This is a genomic window from Paractinoplanes maris (genome assembly GCF_023544465.1).
GTDB lineage: Bacteria > Actinomycetota > Actinomycetes > Mycobacteriales > Micromonosporaceae > Actinoplanes > Actinoplanes maris.
This window is the reverse complement of the sequence record NZ_JALPVL010000018.1, coordinates 100,232-116,171: the sequence shown is the minus strand read 5'-3', so window position 1 is coordinate 116,171 and position 15,940 is coordinate 100,232. Positions and strand designations below refer to the sequence as shown.

17 protein-coding genes are annotated in these 15,940 nt (G+C 69.7%); 14 read left to right on the top strand and 3 right to left on the bottom strand.

The window, feature by feature from the left end; translation table 11 throughout:
- Positions 1–44: 44 nt before the first annotated feature.
- The 9 genes from NAG42_RS41250 to NAG42_RS41210 all read left to right on the top strand — a co-directional run bounded on the left by NAG42_RS41250 (position 45) and on the right by NAG42_RS41210 (position 9,564).
- The gene (locus NAG42_RS41250) at positions 45–1,421 is read left to right on the top strand and encodes an aminotransferase-like domain-containing protein (RefSeq protein ID WP_250037977.1); all 1,377 of its coding nucleotides are present in this window, start codon (positions 45–47) and stop codon (positions 1,419–1,421) included.
- Between the two features lie 13 nt (positions 1,422–1,434).
- Positions 1,435–2,739: an aspartate aminotransferase family protein gene (locus tag NAG42_RS41245; RefSeq protein ID WP_250037976.1), complete on the top strand. Its 1,305-nt coding sequence runs from the start codon at positions 1,435–1,437 to the stop codon at positions 2,737–2,739.
- A 156-nt stretch (positions 2,740–2,895) separates the two neighbouring features.
- Entirely contained in the window at positions 2,896–3,801 is a 906-nt protein-coding gene (locus NAG42_RS41240; protein ID WP_250037975.1) for a sugar phosphate isomerase/epimerase family protein, read from the top strand.
- 2 nt (positions 3,802–3,803) lie between these two features.
- A complete protein-coding gene (locus tag NAG42_RS41235; protein ID WP_250037974.1) occupies positions 3,804–5,879 on the top strand; it encodes a PQQ-dependent sugar dehydrogenase in 2,076 nt (691 codons plus the stop codon).
- A gap of 191 nt (positions 5,880–6,070) precedes the next feature.
- Complete coding sequence (locus NAG42_RS41230) at positions 6,071–7,288, top strand: inorganic phosphate transporter (protein ID WP_250037973.1); 1,218 nt, start codon at positions 6,071–6,073, stop codon at positions 7,286–7,288.
- The gene (locus NAG42_RS41225; RefSeq protein WP_250037972.1) at positions 7,289–7,585 is read left to right on the top strand and encodes a hypothetical protein; all 297 of its coding nucleotides are present in this window, start codon (positions 7,289–7,291) and stop codon (positions 7,583–7,585) included. It abuts the gene before it with no gap.
- 9 nt (positions 7,586–7,594) lie between these two features.
- Positions 7,595–7,912: a DUF3349 domain-containing protein gene (locus NAG42_RS41220; protein WP_250037971.1), complete on the top strand. Its 318-nt coding sequence runs from the start codon at positions 7,595–7,597 to the stop codon at positions 7,910–7,912.
- 144 nt (positions 7,913–8,056) lie between these two features.
- The gene (locus tag NAG42_RS41215) at positions 8,057–9,280 is read left to right on the top strand and encodes an inorganic phosphate transporter (protein ID WP_250037970.1); all 1,224 of its coding nucleotides are present in this window, start codon (positions 8,057–8,059) and stop codon (positions 9,278–9,280) included.
- Entirely contained in the window at positions 9,280–9,564 is a 285-nt protein-coding gene (locus tag NAG42_RS41210) for a hypothetical protein (RefSeq protein WP_250037969.1), read from the top strand. Before NAG42_RS41215 ends, NAG42_RS41210 begins: the two co-directional genes overlap by 1 nt.
- Before the next feature lie 87 nt (positions 9,565–9,651).
- Here the strand turns inward: NAG42_RS41210 and NAG42_RS41205 are convergent, their stop codons facing one another.
- On the bottom strand, positions 9,652–10,545 hold the full coding sequence (locus tag NAG42_RS41205) for an oxidoreductase (protein ID WP_250037968.1): 894 nt from the start codon (positions 10,543–10,545) through the stop codon (positions 9,652–9,654).
- A 62-nt stretch (positions 10,546–10,607) separates the two neighbouring features.
- On the opposite strand from NAG42_RS41205, the gene NAG42_RS41200 reads away from it, so the two are divergent.
- The gene (locus NAG42_RS41200) at positions 10,608–11,282 is read left to right on the top strand and encodes a TetR family transcriptional regulator (protein WP_250037967.1); all 675 of its coding nucleotides are present in this window, start codon (positions 10,608–10,610) and stop codon (positions 11,280–11,282) included.
- Between the two features lie 56 nt (positions 11,283–11,338).
- Here the strand turns inward: NAG42_RS41200 and NAG42_RS41195 are convergent, their stop codons facing one another.
- The gene (locus NAG42_RS41195; RefSeq protein WP_250037966.1) at positions 11,339–12,433 is read right to left on the bottom strand and encodes a glycerophosphodiester phosphodiesterase; all 1,095 of its coding nucleotides are present in this window, start codon (positions 12,431–12,433) and stop codon (positions 11,339–11,341) included.
- 191 nt (positions 12,434–12,624) lie between these two features.
- Between NAG42_RS41195 and NAG42_RS41190 the strand changes: the two genes are divergently transcribed.
- Positions 12,625–13,059, top strand: a complete 435-nt coding sequence (locus NAG42_RS41190) for a DUF6392 family protein (RefSeq protein WP_250037965.1) — start codon at positions 12,625–12,627, stop codon at positions 13,057–13,059.
- 197 nt (positions 13,060–13,256) lie between these two features.
- On the opposite strand, the gene NAG42_RS41185 is transcribed toward NAG42_RS41190, so the two are convergent.
- Complete coding sequence (locus tag NAG42_RS41185) at positions 13,257–13,808, bottom strand: GtrA family protein (RefSeq protein ID WP_250037964.1); 552 nt, start codon at positions 13,806–13,808, stop codon at positions 13,257–13,259.
- A gap of 294 nt (positions 13,809–14,102) precedes the next feature.
- On the opposite strand from NAG42_RS41185, the gene NAG42_RS41180 reads away from it, so the two are divergent.
- The 3 genes from NAG42_RS41180 to NAG42_RS41170 all read left to right on the top strand — a co-directional run bounded on the left by NAG42_RS41180 (position 14,103) and on the right by NAG42_RS41170 (position 15,940).
- On the top strand, positions 14,103–14,450 hold the full coding sequence (locus tag NAG42_RS41180; protein WP_250037963.1) for a helix-turn-helix domain-containing protein: 348 nt from the start codon (positions 14,103–14,105) through the stop codon (positions 14,448–14,450).
- A 62-nt stretch (positions 14,451–14,512) separates the two neighbouring features.
- Positions 14,513–15,310 carry an ImmA/IrrE family metallo-endopeptidase gene (locus NAG42_RS41175; protein ID WP_250037962.1) on the top strand — a complete coding sequence of 266 codons (798 nt, stop codon included), beginning with the start codon at positions 14,513–14,515 and terminating at the stop codon, positions 15,308–15,310.
- 3 nt (positions 15,311–15,313) lie between these two features.
- A complete protein-coding gene (locus NAG42_RS41170; RefSeq protein ID WP_250037961.1) occupies positions 15,314–15,940 on the top strand; it encodes a PIN domain-containing protein in 627 nt (208 codons plus the stop codon).

Here is a 15,940-nt window from a genome sequence, read left to right as displayed (position 1 = left end):
GCGAACAATTGCCTGAACGTAACGGACTGTTTCGGAGAGGTAATTTGCTGGCGCTGATCACGGGGGCTGTCGACGAGCGCAGCGCCCGGGGGATAGCCGCGGCCGTGAGCCGTCTGGTGACCGCCGGGCAGCTTCCGGCGGGCACCCGGTTGCCGACCGTCCGCGATGTCGCGCGCGAGCTCGGGGTCAGCCCGACCACGGTCAGTGAGGCGTGGCGCAGCCTGACCCGGGCCGGCGCGATCCAGACCCGGGGGCGATCGGGGACGTACGTGGCCGCGCCCGTCCTGCCCCGGCGGCGGCTGCGCTATTCGCAACTCGGGGGCCGGGCCGCCGCGGTGACCCGGGACCTGTCGACCGGCGTACCCGATCATGACCTGTTGCCGGACCTGACCGATGCGCTCCGGCGGATCGGCGACGGGCGCCTGACCAGCAGTTACCTCGACGAACCGGTGCTGCCCGGGCTGGAGGCGGCGCTGCGCGGGCGGTGGCCGTTCCGGCCCGAGCGGCTGACCGTGGTGGACGGGGCGCTGGACGCGCTCGACCGGGTGATCGGCGAGGTGGTGCGTTTCGGTGACCACGTGGTGGTCGAGAACCCGGCCTTCCCGCCGCTGCTCGACCTGCTCCAGACGGTCGGCGCCACCGTGGTCGGCGTGCCGATGGATGCCGGCGGCCTGCGGCCCGACCGGTTGCGCCAGGCGCTCGCCGACTATCCCGCGGTGGCCGTCTTCCTGCAGCCCCGGGCCCACAACCCGACCGGCGTCAGCATGCCGGCGTCCCGGGCGGGCGAGCTGGCGGCGGTGCTCGGTGACTTCCCGGGGGTCTGGGTGGTCGAGGACGACCACGCCGGCGACATCGCCACCGCGGCCCCGGTCAGCCTCGGCACCCACCTGAGCGAGCGGACGGTCCACGTGGCCAGCTTCTCCAAGTCGCACGGTCCCGATCTGCGGCTGGCGGCGATCGGCGGCCCGGCCGGGGTGATCGGTCCGGTGGCCGATCGGCGGCTCCTCGGTCCGGGCTGGTCCAGCCGCCTGTTGCAGGGCGTACTCCTCGACCTGCTCACCGACCCGGTCGCGGCCGCGCAGATCGCCCAGGCCCGGGACGCGTACGCCACCAGGCGCACCGCCCTGCTCGGCGCGCTGCACGACCGGGGCGTGACCGCCACCGCCGCCGACGGCATCAACCTCTGGATGGCCGTCGACGACCAGCAGATCGCCATGGTCACACTGGCCGCCCACGGCATCGCCGTCTCACCGGGCGCCCCGTTCTGTGTCACCCCGCTCGACGGCGACCACGTCCGTGTCACGGCCGGCCTGGTCGCCGGCGAGTTCGACGACCTGGCCGACGCGCTCGCCGCGGCGGCCCTGCTGGACAGCCGCGGCAGCGGCCCCCGAGCCCGCCCGCACCCGCGCGGCTGGCGCTAGGAAAGGATCGACCATGAACGACGACGACCTGCTCGCCCGCCATCGTGCCGTGATGCCGGGCTGGATGCCGATCTACTACGGCGACGACGCCCTGGAGATCGTCGCCGGGTCGGGGCGCCGGGTCACCGGCTCCGACGGACGGTCCTATCTGGACTTCTTCGGCGGCGTGCTGACCAACATGATCGGTTACGACATCGCCGAGATCAACGAGGCGGTGCGGCGCCAGCTGGCCACCGGCGTCGTGCACACCTCGACGCTCTATCTCATCCGGCAGCAGGTCGAGCTGGCCGAGAAGATCGCCCGGATCTCCGGAATCCCGGACGCCCGGGTCTTCTTCACCAACTCGGGCAGCGAGGCCAACGAGGCCGCGCTGCTGATGGCGGCGAACGTGCGCCGCTCCAACCAGATCCTGGCCGTCAAGAACAGCTATCACGGCCGGACTTTCGCCACCATGGCGGTCACCGGCCACCGCAGCTGGTCGTCCAGTTCGCTCAGCCCGCTGCAGGTGCAGTGGCTGGCCTCGGGCGACCGGCTGCGCGGGCGGATGGCCGGCCTGGCCGACGGCGACATCCTCGACGCGGCGGTCGACGACCTGCGCGAGGTGCTGGCCACGGTCACCGCGGGCGACGTGGCCGCGCTGATCGCCGAACCGATCCAGGGCGTCGGCGGGTTCGTGGCCGGCCCCGACGGAGTCCTGGGGGCGTACCAGAAGGTCCTGACCGAGAGCGGGATCCTGCTGATCGCCGACGAGGTGCAGACCGGCTGGGGACGCACCGGCGAGCACTTCTGGGGTTATCAGGCGCACGGCGTCACGCCCGATCTGATCACCTTCGCCAAGGGCATCGGCAACGGCTTCGCGCTCGGCGGCGTGGTGGGCCGGGCCGAGGTGATGAACGCGGTCCCGGCGATCAGCTTCTCGACGTTCGGCGGCAACCCGCTCTCGATGGCGGCCGGCTCCGCCGTGCTCGACTACGTGCTCGATCACGACCTGCAGGGCAACGCGGCCCGCGTCGGCGCGATCCTGCTGGACGGGCTGCGCGGGCTCGACCTGCCCAGCGTGGGGGAGGTGCGCGGCAAGGGCCTGATGATCGGCGTCGAGATGGTGCGGCCCGGCACGACCGAGCCCGACCCGGCGGCCACGGTGCGCGTCTTCGACGAGTGCCGGGCCGGTGGCCTGCTGGTCGGCAAGGGCGGCCTCTACGGCAACGTGCTGCGGATGGGCCCGCCGCTGACCCTGACTGAGGCGGAAGCCCGGGAGGGACTGTCCATTCTCACCGGCGCGTTGTCCCGAGTGGACGCCGAGGCTCGGATCGCCTGACCGTACGTTACATACACAAACGCCTCAGTCACCTTGGGTGGCTGGGGCGTTTTGCATCCATGATGAAAACTTTTGATTCTTTCGATCAAAGTTCCCTTCCCATCGCACGAAACACATCGGTAACCTCATCGAACGATGTCGTTCGAAGGAGAAGCAATGCCGCAATCCCTGAACCGTCGCCAGCTTCTGGGCGCCGCGGCTGCCGCCGGCGCCGCCGCCACTCTCGCTGTCCCCGGCGCCGCGCAGGCGGGCGGTTCGCATTCGTCTCGCCGAGTCCCGCGCGACCAGATCAGCGTGCAGCTCTACACCTTGCGTAATCAGCTGAACATCAACCTCGAGGCAAGCCTGGCCGAGCTGGCCGAGATCGGCTACACCCGGGTCGAGCACGCCGGTTTCGTCGGCCGCACCGCCGCCCAGTTCCGGGCCGCCCTCGACGCCGCCGGCCTGCGCGCCACCTCGGGCCACGTCGGCATCCCGCAGCCGTTCAACGCGTCCACCTGGGAGGCTGCTCTCGAGGACGCGAACATCGTCGGCAACAAGTTCATCGTCCACCCGTTCTTCGGGCAGGGCGCCAACGGCCCGATCCGCGACGCGGCCGTCTACCGCGCGTTCGCGGCCGACCTCAACAAGGCCGGCCGGCTGGCCCGGCGGGCCGGGCTTTCGTTCGGCTACCACAATCACCACGCCGAGTTCTTCCGGCAGACCGGCACCAAGCTGACCGGCATGGACATCCTGTTCAACGAGACCGACAACCGTTACGTGCACTTCGAGGTCGACCTGTTCTGGGCCTTCCGCGGGGCGCACGACCCGGTCGACCTGATCCACGAGAACCGCGGCCGGATCAAGCAGGTCCACGTCAAGGACCTCGATATCAACGCCAACTTCGCCGACGCGGGAGACGGCCTGATCGACTTCGGCCGCATCTTCGAGCACGCCCGCGAGGCCGGCCTGATCGAGTACATCGTGGAGCGTGATGACGCCGGTTCGCCCCCGCGCACCCCGGCCGACGCGCTCGTCACCGCCCAGCGTGCGTACACCTACCTGGAGGGGCTCCGTTTCTGATGATGCGTAGGCTCGCAACCCTCAGCGTTGTCGGCGCGGCCTTGCTGGTCACGCCGTCCGCGGCCATCGCCGGCGGGGGCTCGTCGTCCCAGCCGCTGCCGCCGTCCTCCGACTTCCAGAAGGTCACCCTCAACGACTTCCCCGGTGAGCCGATCGCGCTCGCCGTGCTGCCCGACCGCCGCGTGCTGCACACCGCCCGCGGTGGCGAGGTGCGCATCCACGAGCCCGCCACCGGGCGCAACGTGCTGGCCGCGACGATTCCGGTCTACCTGCACGACGAGGAGGGCGTGCAGGGCATCGCCATCGACAACGACTTCGCGCGCAACAAGTGGGTCTACGTCTACTACTCACCGCCGCTCGACACGCCGAAGGACGACCCGCTGACCCCGCAGGTCAACGAGGGCGACGCCCCCAACGAGGGCACGGCGGCCGACTTCGCCCGCTACAAGGGGCACCTGCAGCTGTCGCGGTACAAGCTGGCCGGCAGCACGCTGCGGCTCGACACCGAGCAGAAGATCCTGCAGGTTCCGGTCGACCGCGGCCAGTGCTGCCACGTCGGTGGCAAGATCGACTTCGACAGCAAGGGCAACCTGTACCTGTCGACCGGTGACGACTCCAACCCGTTCTCCTCCGACGGTTACGCGCCGATCGACGAGCGGGCCAACCGCAACCCGGTCTTCGACGCCCAGCGCTCCGCGGCCAACACCAACGACCTGCGGGGCAAGGTTCTGCGCATCAAGGTCGGCTCGAACGGCCGCTACACGATCCCCCGGGGCAACCTCTTCAAACCGGGCACGGCGAAGACCAAGGCCGAGATCTACGCGATGGGCCTGCGCAACCCGTTCCGGTTCACCATCGACCCGGAGACCGACGTCCTCTACCTGGGCGACTACTCGCCGGACGCGCAGAACCCGAACCCGGCCCGCGGTCCGGCGGGGCACGGGCGCTGGCTGGCGATCGACAAGCCGGCCAACTACGGCTGGCCGTACTGCGCCGACGCCGACAAGCCGTACGTCGACTACGACTTCGCCACCGGCACGTCGGGCGCGGCGTTCAACTGCGCGGCGCCGGTCAACGAGTCGCCCAACAACACCGGCCTGCGCAACCTGCCGCCGGTCGAGAAGGCCGAGATCGCCTACTCGTACGGCGCCAGCGCCCAGTTCCCCGAGCTCGGCACCGGTGGCATCGGCCCGATGGGTGGCCCGGCCTACGACTACGACAAGCGCTCGCGTTCGCCGTTCAAGTGGCCGGCCGCGTTCGACGGCAAGCCGCTGTTCGCCGAGTGGACCCGCGACTGGGTCAAGGCCCTCACCCTCGACCGGCGCAACCAGGTCACGAAGATCGAGTCGGTCCTGCCCGAGCTCGTCTTCGACAACCCGATGGACCTCGAGTTCGGCCCGGACGGCGCGCTCTACGTCCTCGAGTACGGCGACGGTTACTTCGCCGAGAACCCCGACGCCCAGCTCTCCCGGTTCGACTACGTCCGGGGCAACCGCACGCCGATCGCCAAGATGGCGGCGACGCCGACCTTGGGCCAGGCGCCGCTGACAGTGCAGTTCTCCAGTGCCGGCACGGTCGACCCGGACGGTGACGCCCTGCGGTACGAGTGGTACCTGAACAACGACAACCGGGTCGACTCGCGCTCGCCGAACCCGACGTACACCTTCACCGAGAACGGCAACTACCGTCCGACGCTGAAGGTCACCGACAGCACCGGCCGGTCGTCGTCGGCCGAGGTGCGGCTGCCGGTCGGCACGGCGGCCCCGGTCGTCACGTTCACCACACCCCAGGAGGGCCAGCCCTTCCAGTTCGGTGACACGGTGAACTTCCAGGTGGCGGTGACCGACGACGCGCCGGTCGACTGCGCCCGGGTGACCGTGACCTACGTGCTCGGGCACGACCAGCACGGGCACCCGCAGTCCACGGCGTCCGGCTGCACCGGCTCGATCACCACGTTCCTCGACCCCGGGCACGCCGGGGCGGACAACCTGACCGCGGTGTTCGTCGCGTCGTACACCGACACGGGCACCCCGGCTCAGACCGGGACGGCGACCGTCGTACTGGAACCCAGTAACTGACAGTCCTGATCAGGAAGGGCCGGACCCCTGGGTCCGGCCCTTTCCCGTTCGCCCGTCTTCGACCGGTCAAACATGTCGCTCGTTGACGATCCGGCAAACGCTGAATGGGTGTTCTCCCAACCCCGGCCGAACTTTGAATTCGTGCTCACAGGGCTCTTTCAGGTCTGACTTTTCCGGGCGACGCTGACCGGGTGACAGAGACAACGGTCATTCTGGTCCTGGTGGTGGTCACGGCCCTCGGCTTCGACTTCACCAACGGGTTCCACGACACGGCGAACGCGATGGCCACGTCCATCGCCACCGGAGCACTCCGGCCCAAGGTGGCCGTGGCCCTCTCCGGCATCCTCAACCTGATCGGCGCGTTCCTCTCCGTCGAGGTCGCCCTGACCGTCAGCAATGCCGTCGTCCGGATCCAGAACTCCGACGGCACCCCCAAGGATTCGCTGACCTCCGACGGCGGGACGGCACTCCTGCTGATCGTGCTGGCCGGCCTGGTCGGCAGCATCGTCTGGAACCTGTTCACCTGGCTGCTGGGTCTGCCCTCCAGCTCGTCGCACGCGCTGTTCGGCGGCCTCATCGGCGCCACCATCGCGGGCCTCGGCTGGGCCGGGGTGAACTGGAACGGTGACGGGTCCAAGCTCGACGGCGTGGTCGGCAAAGTGATCCTCCCGGCCCTGCTCTCCCCGGTCATCGCCGGTGTCGTGGCGGCCGTCGGCACCTGGCTGATCTACAAGATCACGGTCGGCGTGGCCGCGCGCTTCACCGACAACGGTTTCCGCTGGGGCCAGATCGGCAGCGCCTCGCTGGTCTCGCTGGCCCACGGCACCAACGACGCGCAGAAGACGATGGGTGTCATCACGCTGGCGCTGATCGCCTCGGGGGAGTGGACCGACACCAAGAGCATCCCGTTCTGGGTGAAGGCGTCCTGCGCCCTGGCCATCGCCGCGGGCACCTACCTCGGCGGCTGGCGGATCATCCGTACGCTGGGCAAGGGCCTCGTCGAGATCGCGCCTCCGCAGGGCATGGCGGCCGAGTCGTCCTCGGCCGCGGTCATCCTGGCCTCCAGCCACCTCGGGTTCGCCCTGTCCACCACGCACGTGGCGACCGGCTCGATCCTCGGCTCCGGGGTGGGCAAGCCCGGCGCCCAGGTGCGCTGGCGGGTGGCCGGCCGGATGGTCGCCGCCTGGCTGATCACGCTGCCGTCGGCGGCGGTCGTGGGCGCCCTGATGTGGTTCCTGGGCGACGCCATCGGCGGTCTGGGCGGAGCGCTGGTGATCTTCCTGGTCCTGCTGGCCGCGGCCGGCTACATGTACTGGCACTCGCGCAAGACGCCGGTCGACCACAACAACGTCAACGACGAGTGGGACGAGACGGCCGAGCGCCGCGAGCCCGCGGGAACGGCGGCATAGGTGAGCAACCTGGGATTCGCTCTGGAAGGCGCCTGGAAGGTCCTGCTCGCCGGCCTGCTCCTCGGAGCCGGTCTGCCCGCGATCTTCGCGCTCGGGATCCGCTCGATGGCGTTCGGCGCCGGCGGTGACGCCGAGGTCGACCACGCCCCGCCGCACCCGGTCGGCCGGATCGGGGCCTACCTGCTCTTCGCCGTCGTTCTGCTGGCCGTCGTCCTGGGTATTACGTTCATCGTGGCCGGTGGTTTCGGCAAGGCGCTGAGCTTCGAGCACATTTATCCGACGATCGTCGACAAGTAGGGAGAGGCTGTGACCGACAATCGTTCGAACTTCCTCGTCCGTGCGGTCGACTGGCTGCGCGCCGGCTACCCCACAGGCGTTCCCCGCCGGGATTACGTGGCCCTGCTCGGGGTGCTGCGCCGCAAGCTGACCGAGGAAGAGGTCCGCAAGATCGCGAACGACCTCGCCGAGCAGTCGCTGCAGAGCCCGGACCCGATCAACGCGCAGGACATCGAAACGATGATCAAGGACTCGATGCTGCAGCACGCCACCCCCGAGGATGTGGTGCGGGTATCGGCGCGGCTGGCGGCCGGCGGCTGGCCCCTCGCCGATCCGCCGATCGACTGAGCTGGGCCGCGTTCGTTACGCACATCACCCGCCAGTTGAACTTCCGGTGAACTATCCATGATCGGACGGGTAACGACCGCGAAATATCAAATTCACAGTTGCTGAACTCTGTCGTCCCCCTCTTCCGGAGGCGACCCTAGCCGTGTGACAGAGACATCGGTGATCCTGGTTCTCGTGGTGGTCACGGCCCTCGGCTTCGACTTCACCAACGGGTTCCACGACACGGCGAACGCGATGGCCACCTCCATCGCCACCCGCGCCCTCCGGCCCAAGGTGGCCGTCGCGCTCTCCGGCATCCTCAACCTGATCGGCGCGTTCCTCTCGGTCGAAGTGGCCCTGACGGTCAGCAACGCGGTCGTCCGCATCCAGAACGCGGACGGTACGCCCAAGGAGTCGCTCACCAGCGACGGCGGAACGGCCCTGTTGCTGATCGTGCTGGCCGGCCTGATCGGCGGCATCGTCTGGAACCTGCTGACCTGGCTGCTGGGCCTGCCCTCCAGCTCGTCGCACGCGTTGTTCGGCGGGCTGGTGGGCGCGACCATCGCGGGCCTGGGCTGGGCCGGGGTGAACTGGAACGGCAACGGCTCGAAGCTGGACGGCGTGGTCGGCAAGGTGATCCTCCCGGCGTTGATCTCGCCGGTCATCGCCGGGGTGGTGGCGGCGGTCGGCACCTGGCTGATCTACAAGGTCACGGTCGGGGTGGCCGCGCGCTTCACCGAGAACGGCTTCCGCTGGGGCCAGATCGGCAGCGCCTCGCTGGTCTCGCTCGCGCACGGCACCAACGACGCGCAGAAGACGATGGGTGTCATCACGCTGGCGCTGATCGCCTCCGGTGAATGGACCGACACCAAGAGCATCCCGTTCTGGGTGAAGGCGGCTTGTGCGCTGGCGATCGCGCTGGGCACCTATCTCGGTGGCTGGCGGATCATCCGTACGCTCGGGAAGGGTCTCGTCGAGATCGCGCCCCCGCAGGGTATGGCGGCCGAGTCCGCGTCGGCCGCGGTCATCCTGGCTTCCAGCCACCTCGGGTTCGCCCTGTCCACCACGCATGTCGCGACCGGCTCGATCCTCGGCTCCGGGGTGGGCCGGCCCGGCGCCCAGGTGCGCTGGCGGGTGGCCGGCCGGATGGCCGCGACCTGGCTGATCACCCTGCCCGCGGCCGCCATGGTCGGCGCCCTGATGTGGTATCTCGGGGACTTCGTCGGCGGTGTCGCCGGCGCGATCGTGATCTTCGCGCTGCTGCTGGTCGCCGCGGGCGGCATGTGGCTGCGCTCCCGGCTGGCGCCGGTCGACCACACCAACGTCAACGACGAGTGGGACGAGCCCGCGGCCGCGGCCGAGCGCGTCCCGGCGGGGGCCACGCACTGATGAGCAATCTGGGCTTCGCCCTCGAGGGCGCGTGGAAGGTGCTGCTGGCCGGGTTGATCCTCGGTGCGGGGCTGCCGGTGCTCTTCGCGCTGGGCATCCGGTCGCTGGCCCACGGCGCGGGTGGCGAGGGCGCGCAGCCCCGCCCGGCCGGCAAGGTGATGGCGGGCACGCTCTTCGCGATCGTTGTGCTCGGCGTGCTGCTCGGACTGACCTACATCGTGGCGAGCGGTTTCGGCAAGACGATCAGCTTCGACCACGTCTGGCCGGCGATCGTCGACAAGTAGGGCCGGCGGCCGTGGCCGGCTGCCAGGTGGGGCTGGGCGAGTGGCGTGGCCGGCTCCCCGGTGCGCTGGGCGAGTGGCCGTGTCCGGCTAAGCGGTGGGCTGGGGGAGGGGGAACCGGACGCCGGTCAGCTCCTCCGACACGCTCCACAAGCGGTGACCCGTCCCGGGATCGGTAGCGACCGGGGCGGGCCGCACCACGGCGGGCGCGCCCCGCATCCCGCCGGGACCGCCCGGGCCGATGAACTGGCCGCTCTCCACGCCGGGGGCGGTCGCCGCATGCACCGTGGGGCGAGCGCCCTGCTCGGCGCTCACGGCGATCAACGGGTTGCCGATCCTGGTCAGCAATGTGCGATAGAGCCCGGGTTGCACGCCGGCCTGCAGACCCGTCACCGCGTAACCCGGGTGGGCCAGGATGCTGCGGACCGGCGAACCGGCCGCGGTCAGGCGGCGGTGCAGCTCGAGGCCGAAGACGGCGTTGGCCAGCTTGGAGTTGTTGTAGGCGGCGGTCGCCCGGTAACGGCGCTCGGCGTTGAGGTCGTCGAAGTCGAGCCGGCCGTTCTTGTGCAGCACCGAGCTGACGGTCACGACCCGCGGACCGGTGCCGGCGGCCAGCCGGTCGAGCAGCAAGCCGGTCAAGGCGAAGTGAGCCAGGTGGTTCACGGCCAGTTGCAGCTCGTAGCCCTGCTTGCTGAGCGTGAACGGCGGTGCCATCACGCCCGCGTTGTTGATCAGCACGTCGACCCGGTCCAGCCCGGCGGCGAAGGCGCGCACGTCGTCGAGGTCGGCGAGATCGACGCGGCGCACCTCGCTGGTGCCGCCGGTCAGGGCGGCTTGCGCTTCCCGGCCCTTCCGCTCATCCCGTACGGCGAGAACGACGTGCCCGCCCCGCTCGGCCAAGGCCTGGGCGGTCGCGAGTCCGAGCCCGTTGCTGGCCCCCGTGACCACAAAGGTGCGTCCCGCGATGTCCCCGTGAGTCGTCATGTGCCCTATCGTGCCCTCCGTGGCACAGTGTGTCAACAGAGTCGTGTTGTAGCATCCGCGTCATGGCATCGTCCGTCCCGGGCTCCGCGCCGACCCGCGCACCGAACCCCTCGCCGCTCCTGGGTCGCGTATCGGTCGCTTCAGCGCCTCCGACCCTGGCCGAGCGCAAACGCCGCCTGGTCAGTGAGGAGCTGCGCGAGACCGCGCTGCAGCTGCTGGCCGTCCGCGGTTACGACGAGACGACAGTCGACGACATCGTGGCCGCCGCCGGCATGTCCCGGCGCACGTTCCACCGCTACTACGCGTCGAAAGAGGACGTGGTCATCCAGCTGCTGGCCGACTTGGGCGACCAGATGCGTGACGAGCTGACCGCCCGGCCGCCGGCCGAGCCCCCGGCCGAATCGCTGCGCCACGCCGTCACCGTGGCGATCGACTTCTGCGCCGGTCATCACGACGCGGCCAAGACCCTCGCGGTGGTCCGCCTGATCCTGCGGACGCCGGTGCTGCACGCCCGCTCCCTGGAACGCCAGTCCCGCTGGCAGGCCGACCTGGCCGCGATCCTGGCCGCGCGGCTGGGCCTGGAGGCGGAGGCGTTCTATCCGGAGATGGCCACGCGGCTCGCCTTCGCGGCTCTGAACACCGCGTTGGAACGGTGGGCGGTCAGCGAGGGGCAGGTCGATCCGCTGGAGCTGACCGAGCAGGCTTTCGCCATGCTCGAACCCGCGCTGCGCCGCTGACCCCGGGCGGGTGCGTGCGGGGTCAGCGGCAGGGCGGGGTCGGCGGCCGGGCGGTGTCAGCCGGCGAGGGTGCGGGAGAGCACGCCGATGTCGGGCTGGTCGGTGAAGAGGCCGTCGACGCCGGTCTTCAGGAACGTGATCTGCTCGTCGATGGCCCGGCCGTAGGCGTTCGGGTCGGTGCCCACCCGGTAGTCCGCCGGGAGGAACTGGTTCTCGGCGCGGAACGTGTACGGGATGACCTTGAGGCCGGCCGCATGGGCGTCCCGGACCAGTGTGGTCGGCGTGCCCAGCGTGGCATCGGCGTTGCGCGGGATCACCTGGCTCTTGTCGGGGCCCACACCGTCCACATACGAGGAAAGCTCCTTCAGCCCGGCCGGGGTCAGATACTGGGCGTACGTCTTGGTGTCGTTGAACGGGCTGCCGGTCGCGCTGGTCAGGAAGACCAGGTTGACCTGCACCCCGTACTGCTGATGCAGCACCTTCAGGTTGGCCGCCTCGAACGACTGGATCCATACCTTGGTCCCACGCCGATCGAGGCGGTTCTTCCGCAGGGTCCGCACGAGCGGGGTCTCGAGGTCGAGGCCGAGCCGGCGGAAGTACGTGGGGTGCTTGGTCTCGGGGATGACGCCGATGTCCCGGCCGAGCTCCTTGGACAGGCGCGTCCGCAGGTCGAGCACCTCCTGGAAGGTCGGCACCGTGAAGAGGCCGTCGTACAGGGTGTTCTCCTGGCGCACGGCGGGCAGTCGCTCGATCGCGCGCAGGGTCTTGAGCTCGGCCAAGGTGAAGTCCTCGGTGAACCAGCCGGTCACGCTGACGCCGTCGAGCAGGACCGTCTTCTTGCGGGCGGCGAACTCGGGCCTGGTGGCGACGTCGGTGGTGCCGCCGATCTCGGGCTCGTGCCGGCACACCAGCACGTGGTCCTTCGTCGACACCAGGTCGGGCTCCATGTAGTCGGCGCCCATGCGGGCGGCGAGCTCGTACGACGCGAGAGTGTGCTCCGGCCGGTAGCCGGAGGCACCGCGGTGCCCGAAGATCTCGGGCTCCCTGTGCTGGGGCCCGTGCGCGAGCGCCGGGGCGGCAACCGTTCCGGCGAGCGCGGGAGCGGCCGCGGCGACGGCTCCCATGCGCAGCACCTGACGTCGGTCGGCCACGTGATCCTCCACGGGACTCGCCGCGGCGTCCGTCGCCCGGGGTCCCCGGCACAGTCGAAGGGACAAAACCGACGCCGAGGCATCGTCGGCGTGGCGATCACGGAAACGGATCGGGAAGGCTGCACGGGTTCACGTGGAGTTAACTCGCCGTGCTTACAGTGACCCCCGAATCCCTGACCAGGAGTGACGCCATGCAGCCGAACGTCGTCCCGCGAAGCGACCTGACCCAGCTGCTCGGACAGAACCTGCTGGAAGGGCGGGCCCTGGCGGTCAGCCGGGAGTACGGCCTGATGGCCACCCAGGGCGCCCGCAGATACGAGTCCCGCGACCACGGCGTGTCGCTCGCCGTCGACGAGCACGACCGGGTGGCCTGGATCATGCTGCACTTCACCGACGACGCCGGCTTCCAGCCCTACCGAGGCGCCATCCCCGGCCGCGGCGGCACGATCGCCCGCCGCACCAGCCTGTGGGCCGCGCTGGGCCGCCCCACAACCAGCACCGACCCCGACCGAACCCACCACGACACCACCGGCCCCACCGACGAGTGGGCCTTCCCGTGGTTCGTGCTGCACGCCCAGTACGCCCCTGACGGCGAAACCCTGCTACGCGTCGTCCTGGCGCACTAGTCCCGAAGCGCCCCGGCCGCCCAATTTCCGCGCTCACACTCATCCGGCCCACGCTCGCCGTTCCAGCGCCTGCCCGCGTAGGGCCACCGACTGCCCGCGTCGGGGCCAGCGCCTGCCCGCGTCAGGCTAGGAGCGCGGTGTGTCGAGTTGGAGTCTGCCCGCGTTCGGACTTGGGCCTGCCCGCGTCGGATCGGTGTCTACCCGCGTCGGCCCGGGGTGTGTTCGCGCCGGACCGCGGTGCGGTTGTGGAGCAGTCTTCTGCTGCGCGGTCCCCGTTGCTTCGGCGTTCGGCGGGGGCGCACCTGGGGCTGCGGGAAGACGAACCGCTTGAACGCCCACAGCCGGAACACCATCGCCACCAGCGTGCCGAGCACGATGCCGCTGACGAAGTCGGCGATCTCCTGGACCGGCCGGCTCACGTCCGGCACCCGCAGGTCGAGCAGGTAGCGCGACGCGCCGAGCGGGATCAGGTTGAGCACGATGGCGATCGCGCTGACCGTGAAGAACATGGCCGCCTCGTGATGCCGCTCCCGCCCGCCGCGGTGCCGGAACGACCACTCCCGGTTCAGCCCGTAGCTCAGGACCGTGGCCAGTGTCGTGGCGATGGCCAGCGCGGTGACCGGCTTGTCGTGCAGCACGGTCAGCTTGAGCGCGTAGTTGATCGCGGTCGTGACCAGGAAGCAGACGCCACCCACAAGAAGGAACTTCGCCGCTTCGTGGTGCCTGTCCCACACCCGCTTCACCAACATTCCGGCGAGCCTAGGCCGTCCCCGCACCCCGCACGGCCCCACCACCGAGCGCGTCGCGCCGATCGTGACAGCTTCGTGCCGTACGTGGCTGGGGCCCGCCCCCTCCCGCGGCATTCTCCGGCGCCGGAACGTCCGGTCTTCTCCGGTCGCTCCCACCCGGCGCCACCGCGGTGGCGCCGCATGCCTTCTGCCACCGGCCGACCCCTGGTGAGCGGCTTGGGATGGTGCCACGCCAGACGATCACATAGACTGAATCACCGGATCAGAAAGTGATTCAAGCTCGGGGGCGGCGTCATGGACAGCCAGCATGTCGGTCAAATGATCGAGAAAGCGCGAGTCGCGGCGGGATTGAGCCAGCGATCACTTGCTGACGCCGCCGGCATGTCACAGCCGACGTTGTCGCGGGTCATCTCCGGCGACCGCATGGCGAAGCTACCGGAGATCGTGGCGATCTCCTGGGCCACGGGGTTCACCGTTGCCCAGCTCACCGGCACGAGCACGGTGGCGGATCGAGTCCAGTGCGCGGCCCGGGCCACGAACGGTTCCGGCATGGAGCGCATGCGCGATGCGTTGCTCTACTTCCTCGAGCTGGACGACTACCTGGATGAGCAGGCTATTCCGCCCACCACGTGGCGTCGGTGACGGTCATGAGACCTGAGACCGAGGGCCGAGCCGCCGCCGAGCGCTTCCGGCGCGACCACAGCTTGGAACTGCAACCGCTCGGCGATCTCGTCGCCGTCATCGAGCAGTCGGCCGGCATCGACGTGGCCGTCCTGGACGCGAGTCCCGATGAACACGGCCTCACGATGCGGGATCCGCAGCGTGACACTGTTTTCATCGGGGTGGCCCGGACGCCTCACCCGATGCGGCAGCGCAGCACCCTCGCACACGAGCTCGGCCACGTCGTTCTTGGTGACTGGACGGACAACAGCGCCTGTGATTGGAGCGCGCGGACGCCGATGGAGCAGCGGGCCGACGCCTTCGCGCGGCACCTTCTGGTTCCGGTCGAGGGGTTGCGATCATTCCTCGCGGACGCCCGAGACATCGGCATCGCCATGCTCTCGGCCGTCGTCCAGAGATACCTGGTGTCACCGCAGGTTGCCGCCATTGCTCTCGAGCAGGCCCGATACATCAGTGCCGAGACGAAGAGCGATTGGATGTCGGTCTCCACGCTAGATCTGGCCACGCGTTTCGGGTGGATCGACCAGTACCGCGGGCTCGCGGCCGAAACAGACCAGCGGCGAGCGCCGCAACGGCTGCTGGCCCGCGCCATTCAGGGTTACGTGGAGGGCGTCGTCTCCGTGCGGACGATCGCCACGGTACGAGGCGCCACACTCGAAAGTGCTCAGGCGGAACTTCGCGATGCCGGTATATATCCGCTACAGCCCGAAGCCGACTGGATGGATCCCGACGAGCTACCTGAGGCACACGTAGACCTTCGCGCTCTCGACGACGCTCTCGATGCCGAGAATGAGGACTTCGACACGACGACAAGGCCATGACCGATGAGTCATCGGCCCATCATCGACGCCGGTCCCGGCCTGAACTTTCTGTCGATCCATCGGGAACGCCTTCTTGTCGGGATCTTGGGCAAGCTCAGCGCTCCCGCTGCGGTCGAGCATGAGGTGCTTCGTAAAGCTGCCCTGGACCCCCGTTTCCGTCCCGCGGAGAGAGCCTGGAGAAAACTCACCCCGACCTGGATCGAGGTACTTCCCGACGAACCGACGCCCGGCCTGACCCGGGTTGTCCACCGGCTCACGCAGCAGCCACTGGCTGCGCGCTTGAAGCACCCCAAAGATCTGGGCGAAACGATGGTGCTCGCCCACGCGGTCGTGGCCGCTGAGGCCGGCGCGGAGGTGCTGGTGCTCATCGACGACGGCCTGGGGGCGCGGATGGCCACTTCCGAGATCCGTCGCTTGGACAGGCTACGGAGCACGGGGTGCGCCGTGGGGTCGATCAAGCTGGCCGGCACGGTCACTGTCCTGGATCGTGCCGCCGGCACCGACCACATCGCCAGCCGGGCCGAGATGCGCCAGATCTACGAACGCCTCCGTGGGCTGGACGACGGGTTGCCACCCATCGAGAAGACAACACTGTTGACCACCACTCGGTGGGCAGGCCCGTCGTCCTGA